We start from the raw sequence: 19,779 nt of genomic DNA, 5'->3' as shown, positions 1-19,779 counted from the left end.
CTTTTTTGGGGTGGGTAGACGGGGGTGCAGGGTTTTGCATCTAAAATTGTGTCGTTCTTTGTCCGCTATGGCGTGATGGATCGGGGCGGTATCGGAAAGGTACTGCTTCTGGTATGAAAGTGGGATTGCTTTTAGGGGGTTGCAGCGGTCTAACAGAAAGAGAACCAGGCAGCGATAAGAGACAACGAGCACACACAGAGCAAGTGGCACGACTGACGGGCTATGGAGACGATTCGAGTAACAACATGGATGGATGCGCCGATGGAGCGATGCTTCCGGCTGGCGACGAGCATCGATCTGCATCTGGTGTCGGCTGCCCAGACACGGGAGACGGCGATTGGCGGCGTGACGTCGGGCGAGATTGGCGAGGGCCAGTCGGTGGTGTGGCGCGGACGGCACTTTGGCCGATGGGTGACGCACACCAGCAAGGTCGACGGCTGGCGGCCCTTCAGCTACTTTCGCGATGTGATGACCGAGGGCTGGTTTGCGCGCTTCGAGCATGAGCACCACTTTGCCGTGATGGACGACGGCACGCGGATGCGCGACGAGATACGGTTTTCCGCTCGGCATGGATGGATGGGCAGGATGTTGGAAAAGATGGTCCGGCGGCACCTGATCGGGATGCTTCGGCGGCGGAATGCGCTGATCAAGCGGGCAGCCGAGACCGAAGAGTGGCACAAGTATCTGGAGCGGAGCGGGGCTGCGCCGAGTTCGGTGCGGGTCGCTAAGGAGAGCCGCGCGCATCGGTGGGACAAGAGCGTTGTGGGTGGGTGAGTTGGGTTGTAACGGCAACGACAAAAACAACGGCAACGACAAAAACTAAATACAGGGGTCTCTCCACTTCGGCTTCGCCTTCGGTCGAGATGACGTGGGTTTGGGGTGGTTCGGTCTAGATGATGTGGGTTTAGGGTGACGTGGTGGTGGTTCAACCGATGTCCCAGAAGCGGGACATGGGGCACCCGGTTTTGTGCCGGGCTTGTCTCGGCTGGTGAGACGGTATATCGCATTATGTATATTTTTAATTGTTGGGCGGCTTTGATCTGCTACCCTATCTCCGCGCCTTGCAAAGTCTGAGCTAAGACTTGAGAGGGCAGGGTTTAAGCCTTATTCAATCCCAAAATATTTCACTCTTTTATCAGGAGCTGGTGAATGCTGATTCGTTCGTCGTGTGTCCGTAAACTTACTTTCGGAGTCTTGTCCGTCTTAATGCTGGCTTTGAGCATGGCCCCTGCCGCAGTGGCGCAGGAGGATGTGACAGTAGGACTTAAACAGAGGTTCAAGCTGACCGAGATCAATATGCAGGGAGTCGCGGCGGTGCCGGGAACGGTGATGACGATTGAGGCCGACGGCATCAATGCGGAGCCTTATCCGACGATGATCACGTTTGAGAACCCGGTGGTGGATGGGCAGGTGAAGCAGCGGTCGAAGGGTCTGGGCCTGCTGAGGAGCAACAATTCGCAGGTGCTGCAGCCGGGCCAGAAGGTCTATATCACCAAGATCAACAGCAGCAGCAACAGCCATGAAGACGATCTGAAGGTCACGTTTCTGACGTGCGATGCGGTGCTGGCGACGTTTGGCGGCAACTACAGTCAGTATCAGGCGGCGAAGCGGTATTCGGGTACGCTGGCGTTCAAGCTGCCGAAGGGTGCACTGGCGACGATGTCGGTGGACGATGCGGCGAAGATGATTGAGGCGGTGCTGTCGGAGAACGCTGCGGACCAGGTTCGGGCGCGTGATAACGGCACGGTGGCGCGGTCGTGCGAGCCGCACTGCGCGGTTTCGACGACGACGGGTACGGTGGTTGGCGGTGCGGTGGTCGCTCCGCCGGCGGGTGCTCCGGCCCAGGGCGGCCAGGCCCCGACGATTGCGCTGGGACAAACGATCGATCAGGTGACGGCGACGATGGGTGCGCCGCAGCAGATCATCGATCTGGGGGCGAAGAAGATCTATAAGTATCCCGATATGAAGGTGATCTTTATGAACGGGCAGGTCAGCGACGTGCAGTAGTTGTGGGTGGCTTCATGACGCCCTGTTCTTTTGCTGAGTCTGTATGGATTCTGCGAGAGGATGGGGCGTTTTTGCTTGGGGAAATTTGTGGCGCTTTGTGGGGAAAGGCAAATACAGGGGTCTCTCCACTTCGCTTCGGTCGATATGACGTGCGGTGGGGGGTGTTCGGCGTTTAGCGGCGGCGGAAGGTTTTGCGGATGGCGTGGGTGCGGTCCTGGGTGGAGGGGCCTTTGGGTTCTACCGGCTCGGTGCCTTTGGGGTAGGCGACGACGAAGCGGCGGGGGCCGTCGCTGGTGGAGGCGGTGGGCAGGCCGAGGTTGCTGAGGGCGAGGTGCAGCAGGCGGCGTTCGCGGGAGTTCATGGGCGGGAAGGCGTAGGGGCGGTGGGTGGCGTGGACGCGGTCGGCGCCGGCCTCGGCCATGAGCTCGAGCTCGCGGTTGCGGAGGGCCTTGAAGTTTTCGGCGTCGAAGGAGATGCGGTCGTGCTGCTCGGGCTCGAAGCGGAGGACCTTGGCAGCGAGGTGCTCGATGGAGTGAAGGAGCTCAGCGTTGCGGGCGGTGAGCAGCGAGGTGTCGGGGCCGGTGAACTCGACGGAGATCTCGGGCTCGGAGGCGGCCTGCGTTTGCGGGTTGGCGGCGAGGATCGCGAAGTCGAGCCTCAGGCCGCTTGAGGCAAGCAGGGTGTCGAGGAACTCTTTGATCTTAGCGGTCTTATCGTCGGTGGGCTTGCTGGTTGAGGTCATTGCTGTGCTCTGTACAGCATTATCGTCTCATGGTGGGGGGTGGGTTTCCAATATTTCCAACTCCCTTCTTCTTCCTCTTGGGTGTGGGCGGTTTTGACAGGGATTTTGAGGCTTGATTTCGCTCACGCTGAGTTGGCTACGTCCATATTGAACCCGGCTTTCCGGTTCATTCAGCGGCGTGCAGCCCGGCTGGATTCTTTGGCCCCGCCGGGCTGCGGTTTTTCAGCGCTTGCGACTAAGCAGGATGCCAGCGATCAGGAAGTAGACTGCGCCGAAGATGGCGTATCCACCGAGATCCTTGATGTGGAACTTGCCATTGAGTCCGCCGACCACGAACGCGACACCTGCGGCCGTCGATTGAAGACCGCTCAAGATCATTGCCCACTGGCCGCCCATGCGTTGCCTGCGGATGAGGCCCACTACAAATTGCAGGAGGCCGGCAAGGAGAGCCCACGCACCGAAGATCGCCACGGCGTATTGGGGATGAGCATAGGCGGTGAGGCCGATGCCGATGGCGGTGAGGATTCCGGCAGCAGCATTGATATAGAGCGTTGTCGCGGATGTGGCATCACTGGAGGTCTTGAGGTCGTAGAGGGTGCAGGCGACGTCCCAGAGCGGGTAGAGAACGAGAAGGGCTGCGGCGAGTGCCGGGTTCGTGGCGGCGGTCGCGATGGTTGCCGCTGCCCAGAGGAACTGGACGGCGGTGCGGGTGAGATAGAGGTTGCGCAGGTTTTTGGTTGGCTGCAATGTTTCTGTTGTGGTCATCTTGTGATTCCTTTCGTGACTACCTTCTAGTTGGTAGGTTGGGAATGATGAGATTTGCTACGACTCTGCAATCCGGCTTTCTTATCGGATGGAAAGCCTTTGCATTGCCTGGGTGGTGACCTGTTTGAAGATGGCGCTGGAGTTGTTGACGCGGGCCGAGAGCATTGCGCCGTGGACGGCGGCCATGAGCATCTCAGCCTCGATGTCCGGTGTTTCCTGAAGCTTGATGGTCTTCTGCTTTACGCCGTCCTTCATGGTCCTGGCGATCCATTGACGGAGGGAGAGGAAGTGTTTGCCGACCTCGATTTGAATCTCGTCGGGGAGACCGGGGAGTTCGGCACCGAGGAGGGCGGCGATGCAGAAGGGCTCGGTCCTGTTGCGAATGCAGACCTCCCAGTATTCGACGTACTTCTTCAAGCGGTTGAGGGGCGAGGAGACGCGCTCGTCCAAGGCGGCATGGGCCTCCTGCATGCGAAGCCTGTGCCGCTCCAATACGGCGACGACGAGGGCGGTTTTGGTGGGAAAGTGGTGATGGATGCTCGCCTTGCGGATCTGGATCTCCTGGGCGATATCGGCGTAGCTGAAGGCGGAGTATCCGCGCTCGGTGAGGAGGCGATGGGCTACGTCCATGATGAGGTCTGCAGTCTCTCCGCTCATATGCAGATGAGACTACCTACTGGTAGGTTTGGTTACAATTTTTTGTGGGGGATTTGTGGTGGTTCAACGCATGCAAAAGGCAAAGACGAAATACAGGGGTCTCTCCACTGCGCTTCGCTTCGGTCGAGATGACGTGGGTTTGGTTGGTGGTCTGGTCGACGTTCGGATGGGGTTTTAGTGGCTGTCCCAAAGGTACGTCATCTCGACCGAAGGCGGCGGTTTTTGCCGCCGTAGTGGAGAGACCCCTGTATTTTGTCTTTCGGCTTGGCTCGCTATTTAGAGGAAAACGAGAGCGGCGGCTTGAGATTTTCTTCCCGGAACGGCTCGATTGGTTTACCCCAGTCTTCGCTTAGATCGCGCCATGTTGGGTTTTCATTCACGATCAGGCGTAGCTTCTTGATGCGGGACCAGCGCTTTAACTGCTTTTCGCGGGTGATGGCGGAGGAAAGGTCGGCGAAGCGCTCGAAGTAGACGAGGTACTTGATGTTGTATCGCTCGGTGAAGCTGTCGGGGAATGATCCATTTTTGTGTTGCAGGATGCGGTGCTCAAGCTCGGTAGTTACGCCGATGTAGAGGTGCTTGAAGCCGCTGGCAAGGATGTAGGAGATCTCCGGCATGGGAGAACGGTATTGCAGATTCTATGCAAAAGGCAAAGACGAAATATAGGGGTCTCTCCACTACGCTTCGCTTCGGTCGAGATGACGTGGGTTGTTGTGCGGGCTTCGGTTGAGGGGTGGCGTGCGGTTGGGGTGGTTCAACCCACGTCCCAGAATCGGGACGTGGGGCACCCGGCGCGGGGGTGGCATACTTTCAGCCATGCCGTCACAAAATTATTGCTTGCCGTGATTACTGTTTGCCCTGGATGACTTTGCCTGTGCCTGCTTTGCGGCGAGCTCGTTTGGCGGCGACTTCGCGCATCTCTTTGCCCAGGCTGGTGCGGTTCATTACGGCTTGCTGGATGATGCCAATGAAGTTGCCGACTGCCCAGTAGAGGGCGAGTCCGGCGCCGTAGTACCAGGTGAACCAGCCGGAGATGGCAGGCATGGTGAAGGCCATCATCTTCTGCTGGCTGGGGTCTACGCCGGGAGATGGCGTGTAGTACTGCACCAGAAACTGGCTGATGACCATGACGATGGGCAGGATGTGCCAGGGGTCGGGGTTTTGCAGGTCGGGGATCCAGAGCCAGTGGGCGTGGCGCAGCTCGACGACGCGGGGCAGCATGCCGTAGAAGGCGTAGAGCAAGGGCAGGGTGATCAGCGTCGGAATGCAGCCGCCGAACATGTTGACTCCGTTGTCCTTCTGGAGCTTCATGATCTCGGCGTTCATCTCGGACTTCTTGGGGTCGGTGGCCTTGTACTTCTTGTACTTCTCCTTGATGGCGTTCATCTGCGGCTGAATGCGCTGCATCTTCAGGCCGTTCTGCATGGTCTTGATGCGGAAGGGCAGCATGAGGATGTTGATGAGCACGGTGAGCAGGATGATGGCCCATCCCCAGTTGGTGACTCCGGCGGAGTGGATGAACTGGAGCGTGATGAAGAGGTATTTGCCGATGACGCCGAAGAAGCCGAAGTCGAGCAGCGACTCGAGGCTGGGGCCGTTGTCGGAGGCTTTGATGGCCTTGAGCACCTTGATGGCCTTGGGGCCGACGAAGATGCGCGACTGAATGTGGCCGTTGGTGCTGCCGATTCCGGCGCCGAGCATAGGCACGTTGATCGCGCCTTTGGACATGCTGAAGCTGGATTTGTGGATGGTCTTGCTGACGTCGATCTCGTTTTTGGTGGTGGTGAGGACGGCGGTGGCGGGCGCGTCGGGAAGGAAGACGGCGGCGAAGAAGGCTTCGCTGGTGCCGGCCCAGGCGATGGGGCCGTTGGTGGTGTTGCCGGTGGTGACCTTCTTTTGCGAGAGGTGCTCGGTCTTGCCGTCGATGTTGGTGTCGATCTGGGCGCTGGCGTAACCGGTGGAGTTGTCCTGGTCGCCGAAGCCGCCGGGCCACATGAGGTAGGCACGGACGGGCTGGCCGTTTTGCGTGACCTGGACATCGGCGTGGAGGACGTAGGTCTCGTCGAAGGTGAAGGTCTTGGTGACGGTGAGGTCGCCTGCGGAGTATTTAAAGGTGAGGGTGGCGGGCGCGGCGAGGTTGCCGGTGGCCGAGGGGACGTAGAGGGCGTTGGTGAGGGTGGCGTTCAGCGCCGCGTCGCCGGTCTGGAGCGAGAGCGGGTAGCCGTACTTGGCGGCGGCCTGCTGGTGAATGATGTCGAGGGGCTTGCCGTCGTCGTCCTTGAAGACGCCGCCGCCGGGCTTGTTCTTGAGAATCCAGCTAACGACCTGTCCGCCCTTGTTGGAGAAGGTGATGCGGTAGAGCTCGTTCTCGACGACGGTGGTGGTCGCGGCAGTGGCCTGGACGGTGGGCACGGCGGATTGCGCGGGCTTGGCGGCAGCGGCGGCGGATGAGGACGGCTGCGTGGCGGCGGGCGCGTTAGAGGCCGGGGTGTTCTGGCTGATGGTGGTGCTCTGCGCAGCGGTGGGGGTGGCGGGCTTGTTCTTGCCGGCGTCTTTGGTGTGGTAGTACTGCAGGCCGAAGAAGACGGCGATCAGGACGAGCATCATGAGCAGGAACGAGTTGTTGTCCTGTCCGCCCTGCTGATTGGGGTTTTTAAACTCTGCCAAGGAGATTTCCTATTCTTTTGCTGAAGCGATGGCTCGGGCAGCACGGGGCTGCGCCTGCTCTATGGTAAATGGTCTGTGTGAATGGAGACGGAATCGGGGGTCTCGGGGTTTCGGTCGGGCACGGGGTCGAGGCCGCCTTTGGCGAAGGGATGGCAGCGGGCGAAGCGCCGGAGGGCGAGCCAGGAGCCTCGGATGGGGCCGAAACGGACCATGGCGACGTAGGCGTACTCGGAGCAGGTGGGCAGATAGAGGCACTGCGAGGGGTTGAAGGCGTGCAGGATGGGCGAGATGACGGTCTTATAGAGGCCGAAGGCTAGGCGGATGGCGAGGCCGGGGTTGTCGGGTTGGGCTTCGTCGGGCATGGTGGAGCGGCTTCTATGGCGATTTCGCCGGACAGTATCGACTATATAGAAATGAAGCGGGGTGGTGAATGCTGAGGCAGGGGTGGTGGTGAATGCTCCTCGTGCGATACGGCTGCGCGGTATGCTGGCTCCACGGCACCGACGAGCGCGGCGATTTGAGATGAGGGAGGGAGAGCGATGCAGGTTCCCTATGCAGAGAAGTGGCAGAAGGAGACGGACAAGCTGCGAGAGATTGCGCTTGGCTGCGACCTGATCGAAGAGGTCAAGTGGGGCAAACCGTGCTTCACCTTTCTGAAGAAAAACGTCGCGATTGTCGTTCCGCTGAAGGAGACGTGCGCGCTGGCGTTCTTCAAGGGCGCTCTGCTCAAAGACCCCAGGCACATTCTTAAAAAAGCCGGAGAGCATACGCAGGCGGGACGATGGGTAAAGTTTACTTCGATCAAAGAGATTACTGCGTTGCAGTCGTCTCTGCGAAGCTATCTCTGCGAGGCCATCGAGCTGGAGCGGGCTGGCAGGAAGGTAGAGCTCAGGAAGCCGTCGGAGTACACCATTCCCGTGGAGCTGCAGGCCCTGTTGAATAAAGACGCGGGTTTGAAGGCGTGTTTCGATGCGCTGACGCCGGGGCGGAGAAAGTCATACGCCTTCCACATCTCCAGCGCGAAGCAGGCAAAGACCAGAGCGGCGCGAGCAGAACGATGTGTGCCAATGATCCAGAGCGGACGAGGGTTTAATGAACTGCCGCGATGAGACTGGATTCGAGCGGCAGGTTCGGGCTATTGCGGGTTGGTGTGGTGTCTTTGGATAGGGCGGGAACGGCGTTTATGAGGAGTTGTAGATTGAAAGACCTTGGTCAGCGCTCAATGAGCGCATTGCGCTAAAGGCCAACCGTGAAGTCATACTCGCTGGATCGCTGGGCTTAGCCGACTTCCCCGCTGTTGATCCGCAGATACTATTTGCAAATCATAGCGGCCTTAGCGGCACTTCGGAAGTGGTTACATCGAAATTGCTAAAACCATATCTCGCAAGCAGAAGTTCGACAGCTTTGGGCGTCAGGGACTCGTTTGCACCCGGTCCGCACACAACCTCGGTGATAGGGAGAAGCTTGCCATCATCCGGACGAAGCTCAACGTAGGGCATTATCCCATGCTGACCTTCACGAAACTCCATACCCGCAGATCTAGTCGAGAGAGGGGATGTGGGACCAGAATTAAGAAAGGAAATAATACGCCATTCCTGCTCTTCCTCAAATTTCGGGTGCTTAACTGAATGGACCCATCTTGCGATTTCTAAAAGGGCAAGATGCATCAGCATTGGCGAGTGGAAGACTTCGAAGTAACAATCTTTTTCCAGTTCTCTTCGGGCGTCCGCTATTTGAGACATCGTTTCGGAAATCATGTTTAGCTGCGACTTTGGGTTGTACTCAATCTTGGCCCAAACTCCAGTTAGCATCGCATCAGATTGCAGCGAAACAGTTTTCTTACTCCGTGTAGCATTTCCCACCGCCATTCCGGAGAATCTGATCTCAAACCCAAGTTTCGATCCGTAACCTCTCCACTGACTCAAAAGATCCTTCGACTTACAAAATGAGACAGTGAATGCGTCGAGAGATCCCCACTCCCGTATATGGGGAGGCGCAAAAAGCGGCCTGCCAACTACAAAGCTCAATGAAACTCCGAGAGTAGACCGTTCGTAGGAATCAAGATTGTCGAACAGCCCCTTGGCGATTTCTGCTCCGTATAGCGCCTCTGAGTAATCATTGGAATACTGCGCGCATGTTGCCCAAAGTGCATTGGTTCGACAGATACCTAACAACCCTGCCGCGTTGGTATAGTGCGAGACTCCGTGTGGATAGTGCCGGTATCTTTTGCTCAGGTCGGGGAAGAAACGGTACCAGACACTCCCGAATGTCCTACCGGCTTCCTCTTTTTCTGCTTCGGAGAATTTCTTCTTTCTCATCGAATTGAGGCTAGCACGTCTATGCGTGGTTACGGATTCGGAGGTAGCGTAGTAAGCGGGATGGTGCCCGGTTCCGGTCACTCGGGACCGAAGGTCCGACAGAATTCGGCGAGCGCCAAATCGCCAAGTCGTTCATCGATCCGGATCAGTAACGAGAAGTCGGCTTGTGGGCGGTGAACTGTTGAACTGACGAGCACAGCGTTTATGAGGATTGAAGAGCTTAGTTTAAGCGGGGTTGTGCTGGCGTTTTGAACATTGCAAATACTGCGTAGCCGAGTAGGACGCCGAGTGCGTTCGTCATGATGTCATCGACGTCGAAGATACCTACGCGGAAGATGAGCTCCATCGTCTCGAAGGTCAGCCCGATGGCCACGCCGAGGGCGAGCGCCTTCTGCCATGTGATGGATCGAAAGACGAGCGGGGCAAGGAGCCCTATCGGCATAAACGGAATGATGTTGCCCATCAGGTTCACCAGGTCTATTAAGCGATTTCCGTGGCCGATGAGTTCAGGAGCGATGGTCTTGAAGGGGACGAGGTTGGCAGGGCCTGTGTGAGGGCCGGCGAACCTGAACCTGAGGTGTCCGATACGAATGACAGGGATGGCCTTGAAGACGACGAGCCTGATGAGGATTACGCTATACGCGATGAGAGCACATGCCGCCAGCCAACGCGTTCGTTTCGCCTTCATGCCGACCTCTGAACAGACACCAGGAATTTTCAGAATGAGCTACGCATCATCGTTTCACAGAATGTGGGCAAACATCTGAAAGAACAGAAAACCCGCCTTTCCGGGCGGGTTTCCTGTGTCGCTCCTTCGAGCGTGGAGAATATTATGCGCAGGTAAAGAGGCACCTGAAGCGCATGGGTTGGACCGCTACACGCTCAAACCTTTAGTTTGAGAGCTTGCGGCGCACTGCTCCCGCCAGGCCGAGAATGCCGGTGCCGAGAAGCATGAACGTAGAGGGCTCGGGCGTGACGGCCGTAGATCCGCTAAAGAGCGCAACTTGTTCTGAGCCACCCTCGTAGACGAATCTCCAACCGCTGGAGGTTGTGCCAGAGCGAGTTCCGGCTTCGGGCAGTACCGATGCTCCATCCTCAGCCCAGCCAATGAAGGAGTTCGTGTCGTACGGAGCCAGCACAAACCAATATTCGTTGCCCGCTGTAAGCGCTACGGACAATCCAGATACATCGACGATGCTGGCAGAGGTCGGATTGGAAACGGTCGGAGCGACAAGGTCTGTGGCCAGATCTGCAACGAGGGTTCCAGGAACTCCTCCGTTATTGGTAAAGAGAAGCTCATCGAAGTTGGCGTTCGTGTTCTGGAGGGAAAAATGATTGACCAACACCTGGGTTTCGGTGAGAGTTACATTCGCTGTGGGGGTAAACCCAACCCCGATGGCCTCATATTGAGGCGAGACATTAGCGCCGTCGATGCCTATAGGAAAGTAATTGTTTGTGCCGGTGGGCAGATTGTCGATGATGGTATCGGCGTGTGCGAATGAAGCCGAAGCCAGGACAAGACCAAGGGCAGCGAGCGATAAACGAGATAAGCGCATAGAAGGTTCCTTGCTTGGAATGTAGTTGTAGCTGGAAGCTCAGTAAGTATTGGCGAATCAACTATGCAAATGAAAGACAAATATTAGGAAATAACTTACCGTCCGGATGAATAGACATTGAATCTTCCACCCCGATGACAGCGACAAAGAGGCCACAGGTGACATGTCGGGGGCGAAAGACGTTACACTCACCTGCGTGAGAATAAAGACCCTGTTTGCAGCTTTCTTTGCACCTGTTCTGGCGATTGCGCTCGCCTCGACTGTCTTTGCGCAGGACACGAATGCGTTTCTCGGCCGTTGGGACATGACGGTGACTCCGGCCGACGGCACGCCTTATCCGCAGTGGATGGAGCTTACGGAGGATGGCGGAAAGATCGAGGGCAAGCTTCAGCCGCGGGGCGGGGCGTGGCATCCGATTGCGGGCGCGCGGGTGGAGGCGGGCAAGCTGATTGTGGATGTGGGCCATGCGGGGCCTGGTTCGGAGGTTCGCTGGGAGCTTACTTCGCCGAGCGCAGGCAAGCTGACCGGCGTGGAGAAGCGCGGTGATGTGGATGGGCCGTCGCTGGTTGGGGTGAAGGCTCCTCTGCTCGATCGGCCTATGCCGAAGAGGTGGACCAAGCCGCGGGCGCTCTTCGATGGCAAGGACCTTAAGGGTTGGGAGCCGATCGAGCATGTTGAGAACAACAAGTGGGTGGCGCGCGATGGCGAGCTGGTGAATGACAATCCCGAGGTGCCGGGACAGAAGATGCGTCCGGCGGCCAACATCATGACGACGGAGAAGTTTCAGGACTTCAAGCTGCATATTGAGGTGAACTGTCCGGAGGGCGGCAACAGCGGCATCTATCTGCGCGGGCGGTACGAGTTGCAGGTGGGCACCGAGGGCGGCAGGATTCCGTCGCATGAGATGGGCGCGATCTATAGCTGGTATGCGCCGCCGGAGGGAGCGAAGAACGATCTCGGGCAGTGGACGACCTTCGACGTGACGCTGGTGGGCAGGCATGTGACGGTGTTGCGCGACGGCAAGATGTATCACGACAACGTGGAGCTTCCGGGGCCGACGGGCGGCGCTCTCGACAGCAATGAGGGTGAGCCGGGGCCGATTTATTTGCAGGGGGATCACCACGGTGTGATTCAGTACCGGAACATTACGATTTCGGTTCCGAAGAAGTGATGGGGGGTGAATGGGGGCGACGGCCGCACCCTTTTTATAGGGTTCTCCTCGGGATGTCGTTTTGGTGATTCGAGCAAAACGCAGATTCCCTTCGGGAATGACAAACAAGGAAAAGCGAAAGGGCAGGAACGGGGACGAAGGCGAGGTTCTCGTTCCTGATCTTTTTAAATTACGTTCTTTTTGAATCGCTAGACCGACTGGTCTACTCATATCAGCAACGAATGGCTGCCCCTCCATGGCCGTTCACAAAGGAGATCATCATCATGTCCAGTCAGGTCAGCAAAGGTACTGCACTTATTACAGGCGCTTCTACGGGAATCGGCTCCGTCTATGCCGATCGTCTTGCGAGGCGCGGTTACGACCTCATCCTCGTTGCACGCAGCCAGGACAAGCTAAATGACGTTGCGAAACGGATCGAATCGGGGACGGGCCGCAAGGTCGAAACGCTGCAGGCAGACCTTACTGTCGCCGCAGACGCTAAGCGAGTTGCCGAGCGGCTCGCCGGTGACCGCTCTATTACTGCGCTGGTGAACAATGCGGGGATTGCGGCGGCGAGCAAGCTGCTCGAGTCCGACGTTGCGGAGATGGACCAGATGATCCAGTTGAACGTGGCGGCGTTTACGCGGCTGGCGCTGGTTGCGGCGACGGCCTTTGCTGCCCGCGCTAATGGTCTGATTATCAATATCGGCTCGGTTGTGGCGCTGGCACCGGAGTTGCTGAATGGCGTTTATAGCGGCACAAAGGCTTACGTGCAGAACTTCAGCACGGCGTTGAAGAACGATCTTGCGGACAAGGGAGTGACGGTGCAGGTGGTGCTGCCGGGGGCGACGGCGACTCCGCTATGGGACAAGGCAGGCGTACCGGTGGACAGCCTTCCGGCAGAGTGGGTGATGAGTGCGGAGGACATGGTCGATGCATCGCTTGCGGGGCTCGATCAGGGAGAGTTCGCCACCATACCCGCGCTGCCCGATGTTGCTGACTTTGAAGCGTATGAGAAGACGCGGCTCGCGCTTGCGCCGAATTTGTCGCACAAGTTTCCGGCAAGCCGCTATGGTGTGGCGGCGCAAAAGTAAGTCAAGCCTTGCAGCACGAACAGGTACGATAACGAATGCAGGCTCTGCGTACACGCGCAGGGCCGCACGTTCTTCAACAGAAAGCGAGGTGCCATGTCGTCGCGTGCGGAGGTTGTTTCAAGCGGCACTATGGATGTCGGCACCGCGTCCCTGTCGACCCGCGATCGGCTTATCGAAGTCGGGCTTGAGCAGATGCGTCGGCATGGCTACGGCGCAACGGGCCTGCAGGAGCTGTTGCGTGCAGCGGACGTGCCCAAGGGCTCGTTCTATCACCACTTCGGCAGCAAAGAGGAGTTCGCCGTAGCGCTGATCGAACGCTATCTGATGCTCGAAGGCACGCACTGCGAGGAGGTTTTGGGAAACGTACGGCAGGCTCCGCTGAAACGGCTGCGGCGATACTTCGAGGACCTGATTCGCGTGGCCGGACCGGCTGCGCCGATTTCGGGATGCCTTCTCGGCAGCCTGAGCCTTGAAGTTGCCGGTGTCAGCCCATTGCTGCAAGGTCGTATCAGCGCGAGTTTCACGAGTTGGCAGGCTGCGGTTGCCGCGGTGTTGCGAGAGGCCATCGAGAAGGGCGACCTGTCGAAGTCTGTCAAGGCGGCGACGCTCGCAGGATTCATTCTTAATAGCTGGGAGGGAGCCTTGCTTCGCTCGCAAGCGGACAAGAGCGATGTGCCGCTGAAGGACTTTCTGCATTATGTGTTCGACGAGCTGCTGAAGTCGCTCTAGCGATTGGCGGGCTTGACGGCGAGGGGTGCTTCCGGCGGGACCCTGTCGGCCTGGGACATGGCGTGAGGCTTCAGGATGGCTGCTTCTGAATGGACTTTTGGATGGCGCGGAAGACGGTGGCTACCTCGCGGTCGAGGAGGGCAAAGTCGAGGTCGATGACGCTGCGGCGGGGGTGGAGGATGACGTCGACGGGAGCGTCGAGCAGGGCGAGGTTGCGGCGGACGGCCTCGCGCATGCGGCGCTTGATGCGGTTGCGGTCGACGGCCTTGCCCATGACCTTGCCCACGGTGAGGCCGACGCGCGGGCTGACGGCGTCGGCGTCGCGGAGGGGAGTGCCGTCGGGGCCGAGCTGGGGACGGAGGGTGAAGAAGTAGCTCATCTGCTTGGCGAACTGCTTGCGGCTGGCGTTGTAGACGCGCTGGTAGTCGGCGTGTTTGCGCAGGCGGAAGGTGATGGCTGCTTTGGGTTTACCGGAGCTGGCCGCGGTGGAGGGCATGGCTTGATTTTAGTGCGGATGATGGGTGGCGGGTTTTGCGGGGTGAGGTTAAGTGCGAAATACAGGGGTCTCTCCGCTGCGCCCTTCGGGCTTCGGTCGAGATGACGTAGGTTGGGGGTGGTGTGATGGGTAGTAAACCCATGTCCCAAAAGCGGGACGTGGGGCACCCACTTGGGTCGAGATGACGTGCTTTATTGCTGGTGCTGAATATAGATGGGTTATGACGGACGAGGCGAAGCCCGCCGCAGAGGGCGGGCTTCGGGCTGATGGAGATGATTTCTTATTTGTTGCCGTGGGTCGGCGTGCCTTTGGGCGGCTGAGCCATCTGGCCGCTGCCGGGCGGCATGACCTGGCCGCTCTTGGCCTGTTGTCCGGACTGCTGCCCGCCCTTGTGCGACATGTCGCGTGGGGAGGGTGGTCTCTGTTTGTCCATAGTGCTTCTCCTTCAGAGGATCGGTCGGCGCTCTTCTTGCGCGTACGCGGAGCCGGTCTATGCAGGAGTTGGATGCCCGGAGTCAGCACGAGTTGCCCCCTCTTGCGAGCGGGGAGAACGATACAGGTTGAGGAGGGTTAGGGTTTGTTGCGCTTCGTAAACCCGCATCCCGGAATCGGGACGTGGGCACCCGGGTTTGGGGTACCTGAAGGCAAAATACAGGGGTCTCTCCACTGCGCCGCGCGGTGTTGCTGCGCGGCTTCGGTCGAGATGACGTGTATTTTTTGGGGGTGGTACAGGACTAGAAAATTCTTACCCGGTGTTCCGGCAAGCCATTGAGGTGACTTGCCTTTTGGGGTGATGCGGGAAGACGACTAGTCGCGGTAACCGGCGCTGACGGCGATCTTGTGACGGCCCTTGGCGCGGCGGCGGCTGAGAACGGCAGCACCGGCCTTGGTCTTCATGCGGGTGAGGAAGCCGTGGGTCTTGGCGCGGTGGCGGCGGTTGGGTTGAAAGGTACGCTTCGGCATGACAAAAACTCCTGCGGCAGGAATCGGTTCCTGCTCAAAACTTTTAGGCTAATGCAGCAATTTCTGAGTATACCTGATGGGACGGGTTTTTCACAGGGGGGTGGCTGGAGGAAGAGAGTCTCAGCATAGGAGTCCAATCTACTATTCGTTTATGCCTTACAGGAGCAAATCACAATTGGCTCGCGTTATGAGCGAATCATGGGTGGCAAGCAACGGCTATTGTCTAGCTTGTGAGAGCGAACGTCTTGTACCGACACCAGCAAACACTCAAGCTAGGGATTTTGAATGTCGGGATTGTGGCCATCCTTATGAACTTAAGAGTTCGCTGAGACCCTTTGGAATAAAGATTGTCGACGGCGCATATATTTCTATGATCCGACGCATTGAAAGTGGCAGTGTGTCGAGTTTTTTGCTTTTGCGGTACTCAGAATCGTCGATGATTACCGATCTTGTTGCGATCCATCGTTCGTTGATCACCCGCGAAGTAATCAGCCAAAGAAAACCCTTATCGGCTACCGCCAGGAGAGCAGGTTGGATCGGCTGTAACATCCTGCTCAGTGGCATACCTCCTGAAGGGCGAATTCCCTTAATGGAAAATGGTGTGCCTGTTTCAAAAGAAAGCAGCCGAGCCATATTTGCTGCGACTGAAAGATTGCGAATTCAACCCATCCGTGGTCGGAATTGGTCGCGAGCTCTACTGAAATGTTTACATCGGCTTCCAACATCCAAATTTACTCTTGAGGACGCTTATAGATTCGAGAGAGAACTTTCGATCTTGTACCCCGAGAATAAGAATATTCGTCCGAAGATTCGACAACAGTTGCAGGTTCTTCGAGATGCAGGGCTTATCCTCTTTGAAGGCCGCGGAATCTACCGCTTGGTTTATGGAGCCACAGCAACAGGAGACGCTCTCCTATGAAATTCGAGTTGAAAGTTCAATGGTTTTTGAATTGCTATCGCTGCGTGCGATGCCACCACATTTGGGAGGATGAATGGTCCTCCATGTGCGATGATCGGTGTCCGATATGCAATATCGAAATGACTCCATACAAATCTGTCGACTTAAGCCGAAATATTGATCAAGATGATCTTGATTTCGCCAGTCGGAGATTACCGTCACCGTTGTGGGTACCGGACGTGGTGGAACTTACACAAAATAGACTCGAAAGATAATCATTCCCGGCTTTTTGATCATATGTTTTGGGCGACAGATAAGCTATTTGGTGCCCTTCACTGCGTTTTGTAAATCGCCCAGATCCATCTACGATATGTATCGGCGACAGCCTGTCGTTTGCCATAATCTTCCGTCGCTTCCGTTGAGAGAAGGTGCGGTACTTTCGTTACTTCAGTCGAGACAATGCGATCTTTATAGCAGGTGTAATTGATTCCATTATCTTTAGTTGACAGCCTGTCACTTTGCGGGCTAACTCGCACCGGACGAGATAATCTCGGTGAAACTTGATTTGAGTGAAACCGCATAAACGGGCTCTGGAATCTGAATGCACCATTTAATCGAGCAAGGCATCCAATTTTGCATGGCGAATGTAAATGCGGCGGCGAGCGGGACGTTTGCGATTGGCGGGGATTTGAGCGTCCATCGTTTGGGTTATGGCGCGATGCGGATTACCGGCGACGGTGTCTGGGGCGAGCCAAAGGACGTCGAGGGTGCGAAGAAGGTGCTGCGGCGGGCGGTCGAGCTGGGCGTGAACTTCTTCGACACGGCGGACTCGTATGGCCCGGCGGTGAGTGAGCGGCTGATTGGGGACGCGCTGGCTCCCTATGCGAAGGGCGTTGTGGTGGCGACCAAGGCCGGGCTGACGCGGCCGGGGCCGAACAAGTGGGAGCCGCTGGGGCGTGCGAGCTATCTGCGGCAAGAGGTGGAGCTGAGCCTGCGCTATCTGAAGGTGGAGCGGATCGATCTGTGGCAACTACATCGGATTGATCCGAAGACACCGCTGGAGGAGTCGCTGGGCGAGGCGGTGAAGCTGCAGCAGGAGGGCAAGATTCGCCACGTGGGGCTGAGCGAGGTGAAGCCGCATGAGATCGACCAGGCGCGGAAGATTGTAAAGATTGTGAGCGTGCAGAACCAGTACAACCTCGGCGACCGTCAGCATGAGGACGTGGTGGAGTATTGCGAGAAGAATGGTTTGGCGTTTATTCCGTGGTTTCCGGTGGCGGCGGGCAAGCTGGCACAGCCGGGCGGCAAGCTGGATGAGGCGGCGAAGAAGCATGGAGCGACGGTCTCGCAGTTGTCGCTGGCGTGGCTGCTGCACCGGTCGAAGGTGATGCTGCCGATTCCGGGGACGACTTCGGTGAAGCATCTGGAGGAGAATGTCGCTGCGGCGAGCGTGAAGCTGAGCGATGCGGAGTGGGCGGAGATCGAGGCGGCGGCGAAGTAGCGGCGGCTGGGTGTTCTCTCGGCACTGTCTGATGTTTTTACTGCTTCGTGAGTTCGAAAAATACAGGGGTCTCTCCGCTACGCAACGGACGATAAAACTGTCCGTTGCTTCGGTCGAGATGACGTGTGTTTGTGGTTTTGGTGGTTCGAGCGAGACGCAGATTCCCTTCGGGAATGACAAATAAGAGGTGCGGGCGGTTGGAGCGTGGGTGCGATTCGAGAGGACGTGCATCTGCGGGGGACGTGGTGGTGGTTCAACCCATGTCCCAGTGGCGGGACATGGGGCACCCGGCTTTTGTACCCGCACTTTGGTAACTGGTTCGGGATTTGCTTCGTTTGCATTCCGCACTTCGGGTTGAGATGCGGTGCGGAGGTGGTCGCTTCTTTATCACACGAAGGGTCTTCGTGGAGACGGATTGGAAGTTTTTATCGACGCAATTTTCCTTTCCTGCGGGCATCTTTTTTCGATCTTCACAAGGAATGGTGCAACTTGTTTTTTTTGCGGGAAGGGCATGAAAATCGCCCGGTTTTCCGTGCTACTATCGAACCCGTTCAGTAAGATGTTTTCTGCACGTCCAGCTGTTTCGCACTCTGCTTTACGTTGAATGACTGCTCTCTGCGACCCGTGTGTTGACGGTCAGCGCGAAGAGAATTCCGGCAACACGAAATCCTCCCCACTCACCTGCAAGCCGGGAAGGACTGGTGTTTCCTTTTTGATTTTTTCAGACGCGATCGTTGTTAGTGCCCAGCTGGGTTGGAACAGAGAGAGAGACAAGGAAACTAAGAATGTCATTCGTTCCGACGGCTACCGCCGTATTGAATCATTGGGTTCGCATTCTCGCCGCACTCGAGAAGAAGATCAATCGCCAGTCGTACGAGACATGGCTGAAGCCGACGCGATTTTCGCACCTCGAAGGCAAAAAGCTGTTTGTGCGTATTCCCTCGGCCGACTTTCAGCATGTGGGTGACCGCTACGCCGACCTGATCCAGGAGGCGATCGACAACCTGGGCCTCGATGTGGAGTCGGTGACCTTTACCACGCCGGAGCACGACCCGCGTGCGCCCAAGGTGCGCGAGGACGGCGGCTTTGCGCCGCTGCCCAGCCACAGCCCCAACGCTCCGAGTCCGAATGCGAAGATGGGCGGCGCGCAGACGGGAGCGCGGCAGGCAGGGCCGGAGCAGTCGCGGTTTGACTGGAACACGGCTTCGCAGCTGAACCCGCGCTACCAGTTCGACGCGTTCGTGATCGGCAGCGGCAACCAGTTTGCCATGGCCGCGGCGCAGGCGGTGGCGGAGCGGCCTTCGAAGGCCTACAACCCGCTGTTTCTGTATGGCGGCGTGGGCATGGGCAAGACGCACCTGATGCATGCGATTGGCCATGACGTGAAGCGTCGGCAACCGCACTCTTCGATCTGCTATGTCAGCGCGGAGAAGTTCACCAACGAGATGATCGACTCGGTGCGCTACGACAAGATGACCAGCTTTCGCGACAAGTTCCGCAGCGTGGACGTTCTGCTGATCGACGACATTCAGTTTCTGGCGGGCAAGGAGCGGACGCAGGAGCAGTTCTTCCATACCTTCAACACGCTGCACGAGAGCATGAAGCAGATCGTGATTGCGAGCGACCGTCCGCCGAAAGAGCTGTCGGACTTTGAGGACCGGCTGCGATCGCGCTTTGAGTGGGGATTGATCGCCGACATTCAGCCGCCGGACCTTGAGACGAAGGTGGCGATTCTGCAGAAGAAAGCGGAGAGCGAGCAGACGGCGCTGCCTACCGATGTTGCGCTGTTTATTGCTTCGAACGTGCGGACGAACGTGCGCGAGTTGGAGGGCGCGCTGGTGCGGCTGATCGCGTGGTGCTCGATGCATGGCGTCGAGATTACGCTGGCGGTGACGCAGCAGTGCCTGAAGCAGTTCATCGACACGCAGGTGCGCAAGATTACGATTGAGGCGATCCAGCGCAGCGTGGCGGAGCAGTTCGGGATGCGTGTGGCCGAGCTGAAGCAGAAGAACAACTCGCGCCAGATCGTGGTGCCGCGGCAGATTGCGATGTATCTCGCCAAACAGTTGACGGAGGCTTCGCTGCCGGAGATCGGGCGGCAGTTCGGCGGCAAGCACCACACGACGGTGATGCACTCGATTGCGAAGATCGATGAGCAGAGACGGGCGGACAAGGCGCTGAACCAGACGGTGAATAAGCTGATGGAGACGCTTAGCTAGGGTTTTTGTTCGGGTGG

General features: G+C 57.9%; 22 protein-coding genes. 9 read left to right on the top strand and 13 right to left on the bottom strand.

Going from position 1 to position 19,779, the window contains the following annotated elements:
* Positions 1-222: 222 nt before the first annotated feature.
* Entirely contained in the window at positions 223-774 is a 552-nt protein-coding gene (locus IEW09_RS02765) for an SRPBCC family protein (RefSeq protein WP_188552606.1), read from the top strand.
* Between the two features lie 375 nt (positions 775-1,149).
* A complete protein-coding gene (locus tag IEW09_RS02760) occupies positions 1,150-2,007 on the top strand; it encodes a hypothetical protein (protein ID WP_188552605.1) in 858 nt (285 codons plus the stop codon).
* 172 nt (positions 2,008-2,179) lie between these two features.
* On the opposite strand, the gene IEW09_RS02755 is transcribed toward IEW09_RS02760, so the two are convergent.
* The 7 genes from IEW09_RS02755 to yidD all read right to left on the bottom strand — a co-directional run bounded on the left by IEW09_RS02755 (position 2,180) and on the right by yidD (position 7,200).
* Entirely contained in the window at positions 2,180-2,749 is a 570-nt protein-coding gene (locus IEW09_RS02755) for a Jag family protein (RefSeq protein ID WP_188552604.1), read from the bottom strand.
* Between the two features lie 222 nt (positions 2,750-2,971).
* The gene (locus tag IEW09_RS02750; protein ID WP_188552603.1) at positions 2,972-3,514 is read right to left on the bottom strand and encodes a DUF308 domain-containing protein; all 543 of its coding nucleotides are present in this window, start codon (positions 3,512-3,514) and stop codon (positions 2,972-2,974) included.
* Positions 3,515-3,595: 81 nt separating this feature from the next.
* Complete coding sequence (locus tag IEW09_RS02745) at positions 3,596-4,171, bottom strand: TetR/AcrR family transcriptional regulator (RefSeq protein ID WP_188552602.1); 576 nt, start codon at positions 4,169-4,171, stop codon at positions 3,596-3,598.
* Positions 4,172-4,443: 272 nt separating this feature from the next.
* The gene (locus IEW09_RS02740) at positions 4,444-4,788 is read right to left on the bottom strand and encodes a GIY-YIG nuclease family protein (RefSeq protein ID WP_188552601.1); all 345 of its coding nucleotides are present in this window, start codon (positions 4,786-4,788) and stop codon (positions 4,444-4,446) included.
* A gap of 60 nt (positions 4,789-4,848) precedes the next feature.
* Positions 4,849-4,989: a hypothetical protein gene (locus IEW09_RS02735; protein ID WP_188552600.1), complete on the bottom strand. Its 141-nt coding sequence runs from the start codon at positions 4,987-4,989 to the stop codon at positions 4,849-4,851.
* A gap of 28 nt (positions 4,990-5,017) precedes the next feature.
* On the bottom strand, positions 5,018-6,838 hold the full coding sequence (gene yidC / locus IEW09_RS02730) for a membrane protein insertase YidC (protein ID WP_188552599.1): 1,821 nt from the start codon (positions 6,836-6,838) through the stop codon (positions 5,018-5,020).
* 59 nt (positions 6,839-6,897) lie between these two features.
* Positions 6,898-7,200, bottom strand: a complete 303-nt coding sequence (yidD, locus tag IEW09_RS02725) for a membrane protein insertion efficiency factor YidD (RefSeq protein WP_188552598.1) — start codon at positions 7,198-7,200, stop codon at positions 6,898-6,900.
* Between the two features lie 177 nt (positions 7,201-7,377).
* On the opposite strand from yidD, the gene IEW09_RS02720 reads away from it, so the two are divergent.
* On the top strand, positions 7,378-7,947 hold the full coding sequence (locus IEW09_RS02720) for a YdeI/OmpD-associated family protein (RefSeq protein WP_188552597.1): 570 nt from the start codon (positions 7,378-7,380) through the stop codon (positions 7,945-7,947).
* 213 nt (positions 7,948-8,160) lie between these two features.
* On the opposite strand, the gene IEW09_RS02715 is transcribed toward IEW09_RS02720, so the two are convergent.
* The 3 genes from IEW09_RS02715 to IEW09_RS02705 all read right to left on the bottom strand — a co-directional run bounded on the left by IEW09_RS02715 (position 8,161) and on the right by IEW09_RS02705 (position 10,712).
* Positions 8,161-9,156 carry a DUF2971 domain-containing protein gene (locus IEW09_RS02715; protein WP_188552596.1) on the bottom strand — a complete coding sequence of 332 codons (996 nt, stop codon included), beginning with the start codon at positions 9,154-9,156 and terminating at the stop codon, positions 8,161-8,163.
* A gap of 220 nt (positions 9,157-9,376) precedes the next feature.
* Positions 9,377-9,844, bottom strand: a complete 468-nt coding sequence (locus IEW09_RS02710; protein WP_188552595.1) for a VanZ family protein — start codon at positions 9,842-9,844, stop codon at positions 9,377-9,379.
* A 202-nt stretch (positions 9,845-10,046) separates the two neighbouring features.
* Positions 10,047-10,712, bottom strand: a complete 666-nt coding sequence (locus IEW09_RS02705; protein WP_188552594.1) for a PEP-CTERM sorting domain-containing protein — start codon at positions 10,710-10,712, stop codon at positions 10,047-10,049.
* A gap of 196 nt (positions 10,713-10,908) precedes the next feature.
* Between IEW09_RS02705 and IEW09_RS02700 the strand changes: the two genes are divergently transcribed.
* From IEW09_RS02700 to IEW09_RS02690, 3 genes are all read left to right on the top strand, one after another.
* A complete protein-coding gene (locus IEW09_RS02700; protein WP_229739041.1) occupies positions 10,909-11,883 on the top strand; it encodes a 3-keto-disaccharide hydrolase in 975 nt (324 codons plus the stop codon).
* Positions 11,884-12,146: 263 nt separating this feature from the next.
* Positions 12,147-12,956, top strand: a complete 810-nt coding sequence (locus IEW09_RS02695) for an SDR family NAD(P)-dependent oxidoreductase (RefSeq protein WP_188552592.1) — start codon at positions 12,147-12,149, stop codon at positions 12,954-12,956.
* A 93-nt stretch (positions 12,957-13,049) separates the two neighbouring features.
* Positions 13,050-13,685, top strand: coding sequence for a TetR/AcrR family transcriptional regulator (locus tag IEW09_RS02690; RefSeq protein ID WP_229739040.1), 636 nt, complete (start codon positions 13,050-13,052; stop codon positions 13,683-13,685).
* A 70-nt stretch (positions 13,686-13,755) separates the two neighbouring features.
* Here IEW09_RS02690 and rnpA read toward each other — a convergent pair whose 3' ends face one another.
* The 3 genes from rnpA to rpmH form a co-directional block, all read right to left on the bottom strand.
* Positions 13,756-14,181 carry a ribonuclease P protein component gene (gene rnpA, locus IEW09_RS02685; protein WP_188552591.1) on the bottom strand — a complete coding sequence of 142 codons (426 nt, stop codon included), beginning with the start codon at positions 14,179-14,181 and terminating at the stop codon, positions 13,756-13,758.
* Positions 14,182-14,461: 280 nt separating this feature from the next.
* A complete protein-coding gene (locus IEW09_RS02680) occupies positions 14,462-14,614 on the bottom strand; it encodes a hypothetical protein (RefSeq protein ID WP_188552590.1) in 153 nt (50 codons plus the stop codon).
* A 374-nt stretch (positions 14,615-14,988) separates the two neighbouring features.
* Positions 14,989-15,144, bottom strand: coding sequence for a 50S ribosomal protein L34 (gene rpmH / locus IEW09_RS02675; RefSeq protein WP_162539606.1), 156 nt, complete (start codon positions 15,142-15,144; stop codon positions 14,989-14,991).
* A 76-nt stretch (positions 15,145-15,220) separates the two neighbouring features.
* Here rpmH and IEW09_RS18855 point away from each other — a divergent pair, with 76 nt between their 5' ends.
* The 3 genes from IEW09_RS18855 to dnaA all read left to right on the top strand — a co-directional run bounded on the left by IEW09_RS18855 (position 15,221) and on the right by dnaA (position 19,762).
* Complete coding sequence (locus tag IEW09_RS18855; RefSeq protein ID WP_373282787.1) at positions 15,221-16,063, top strand: DpnI domain-containing protein; 843 nt, start codon at positions 15,221-15,223, stop codon at positions 16,061-16,063.
* A gap of 616 nt (positions 16,064-16,679) precedes the next feature.
* Positions 16,680-17,543 carry an aldo/keto reductase gene (locus IEW09_RS02665; protein ID WP_188552588.1) on the top strand — a complete coding sequence of 288 codons (864 nt, stop codon included), beginning with the start codon at positions 16,680-16,682 and terminating at the stop codon, positions 17,541-17,543.
* A gap of 785 nt (positions 17,544-18,328) precedes the next feature.
* Positions 18,329-19,762 (top strand): chromosomal replication initiator protein DnaA, encoded by a 1,434-nt coding sequence (dnaA, locus tag IEW09_RS02660; protein WP_188552587.1) that lies wholly within the window; start codon positions 18,329-18,331, stop codon positions 19,760-19,762.
* Positions 19,763-19,779 lie beyond the last annotated feature (17 nt).

The organism is Edaphobacter dinghuensis, from assembly GCF_014640335.1.
Lineage (GTDB): Bacteria > Acidobacteriota > Terriglobia > Terriglobales > Acidobacteriaceae > Edaphobacter > Edaphobacter dinghuensis.
Note: the sequence above shows the minus strand (reverse complement) of the source record. Positions and strands in the feature narration are given on the sequence as shown.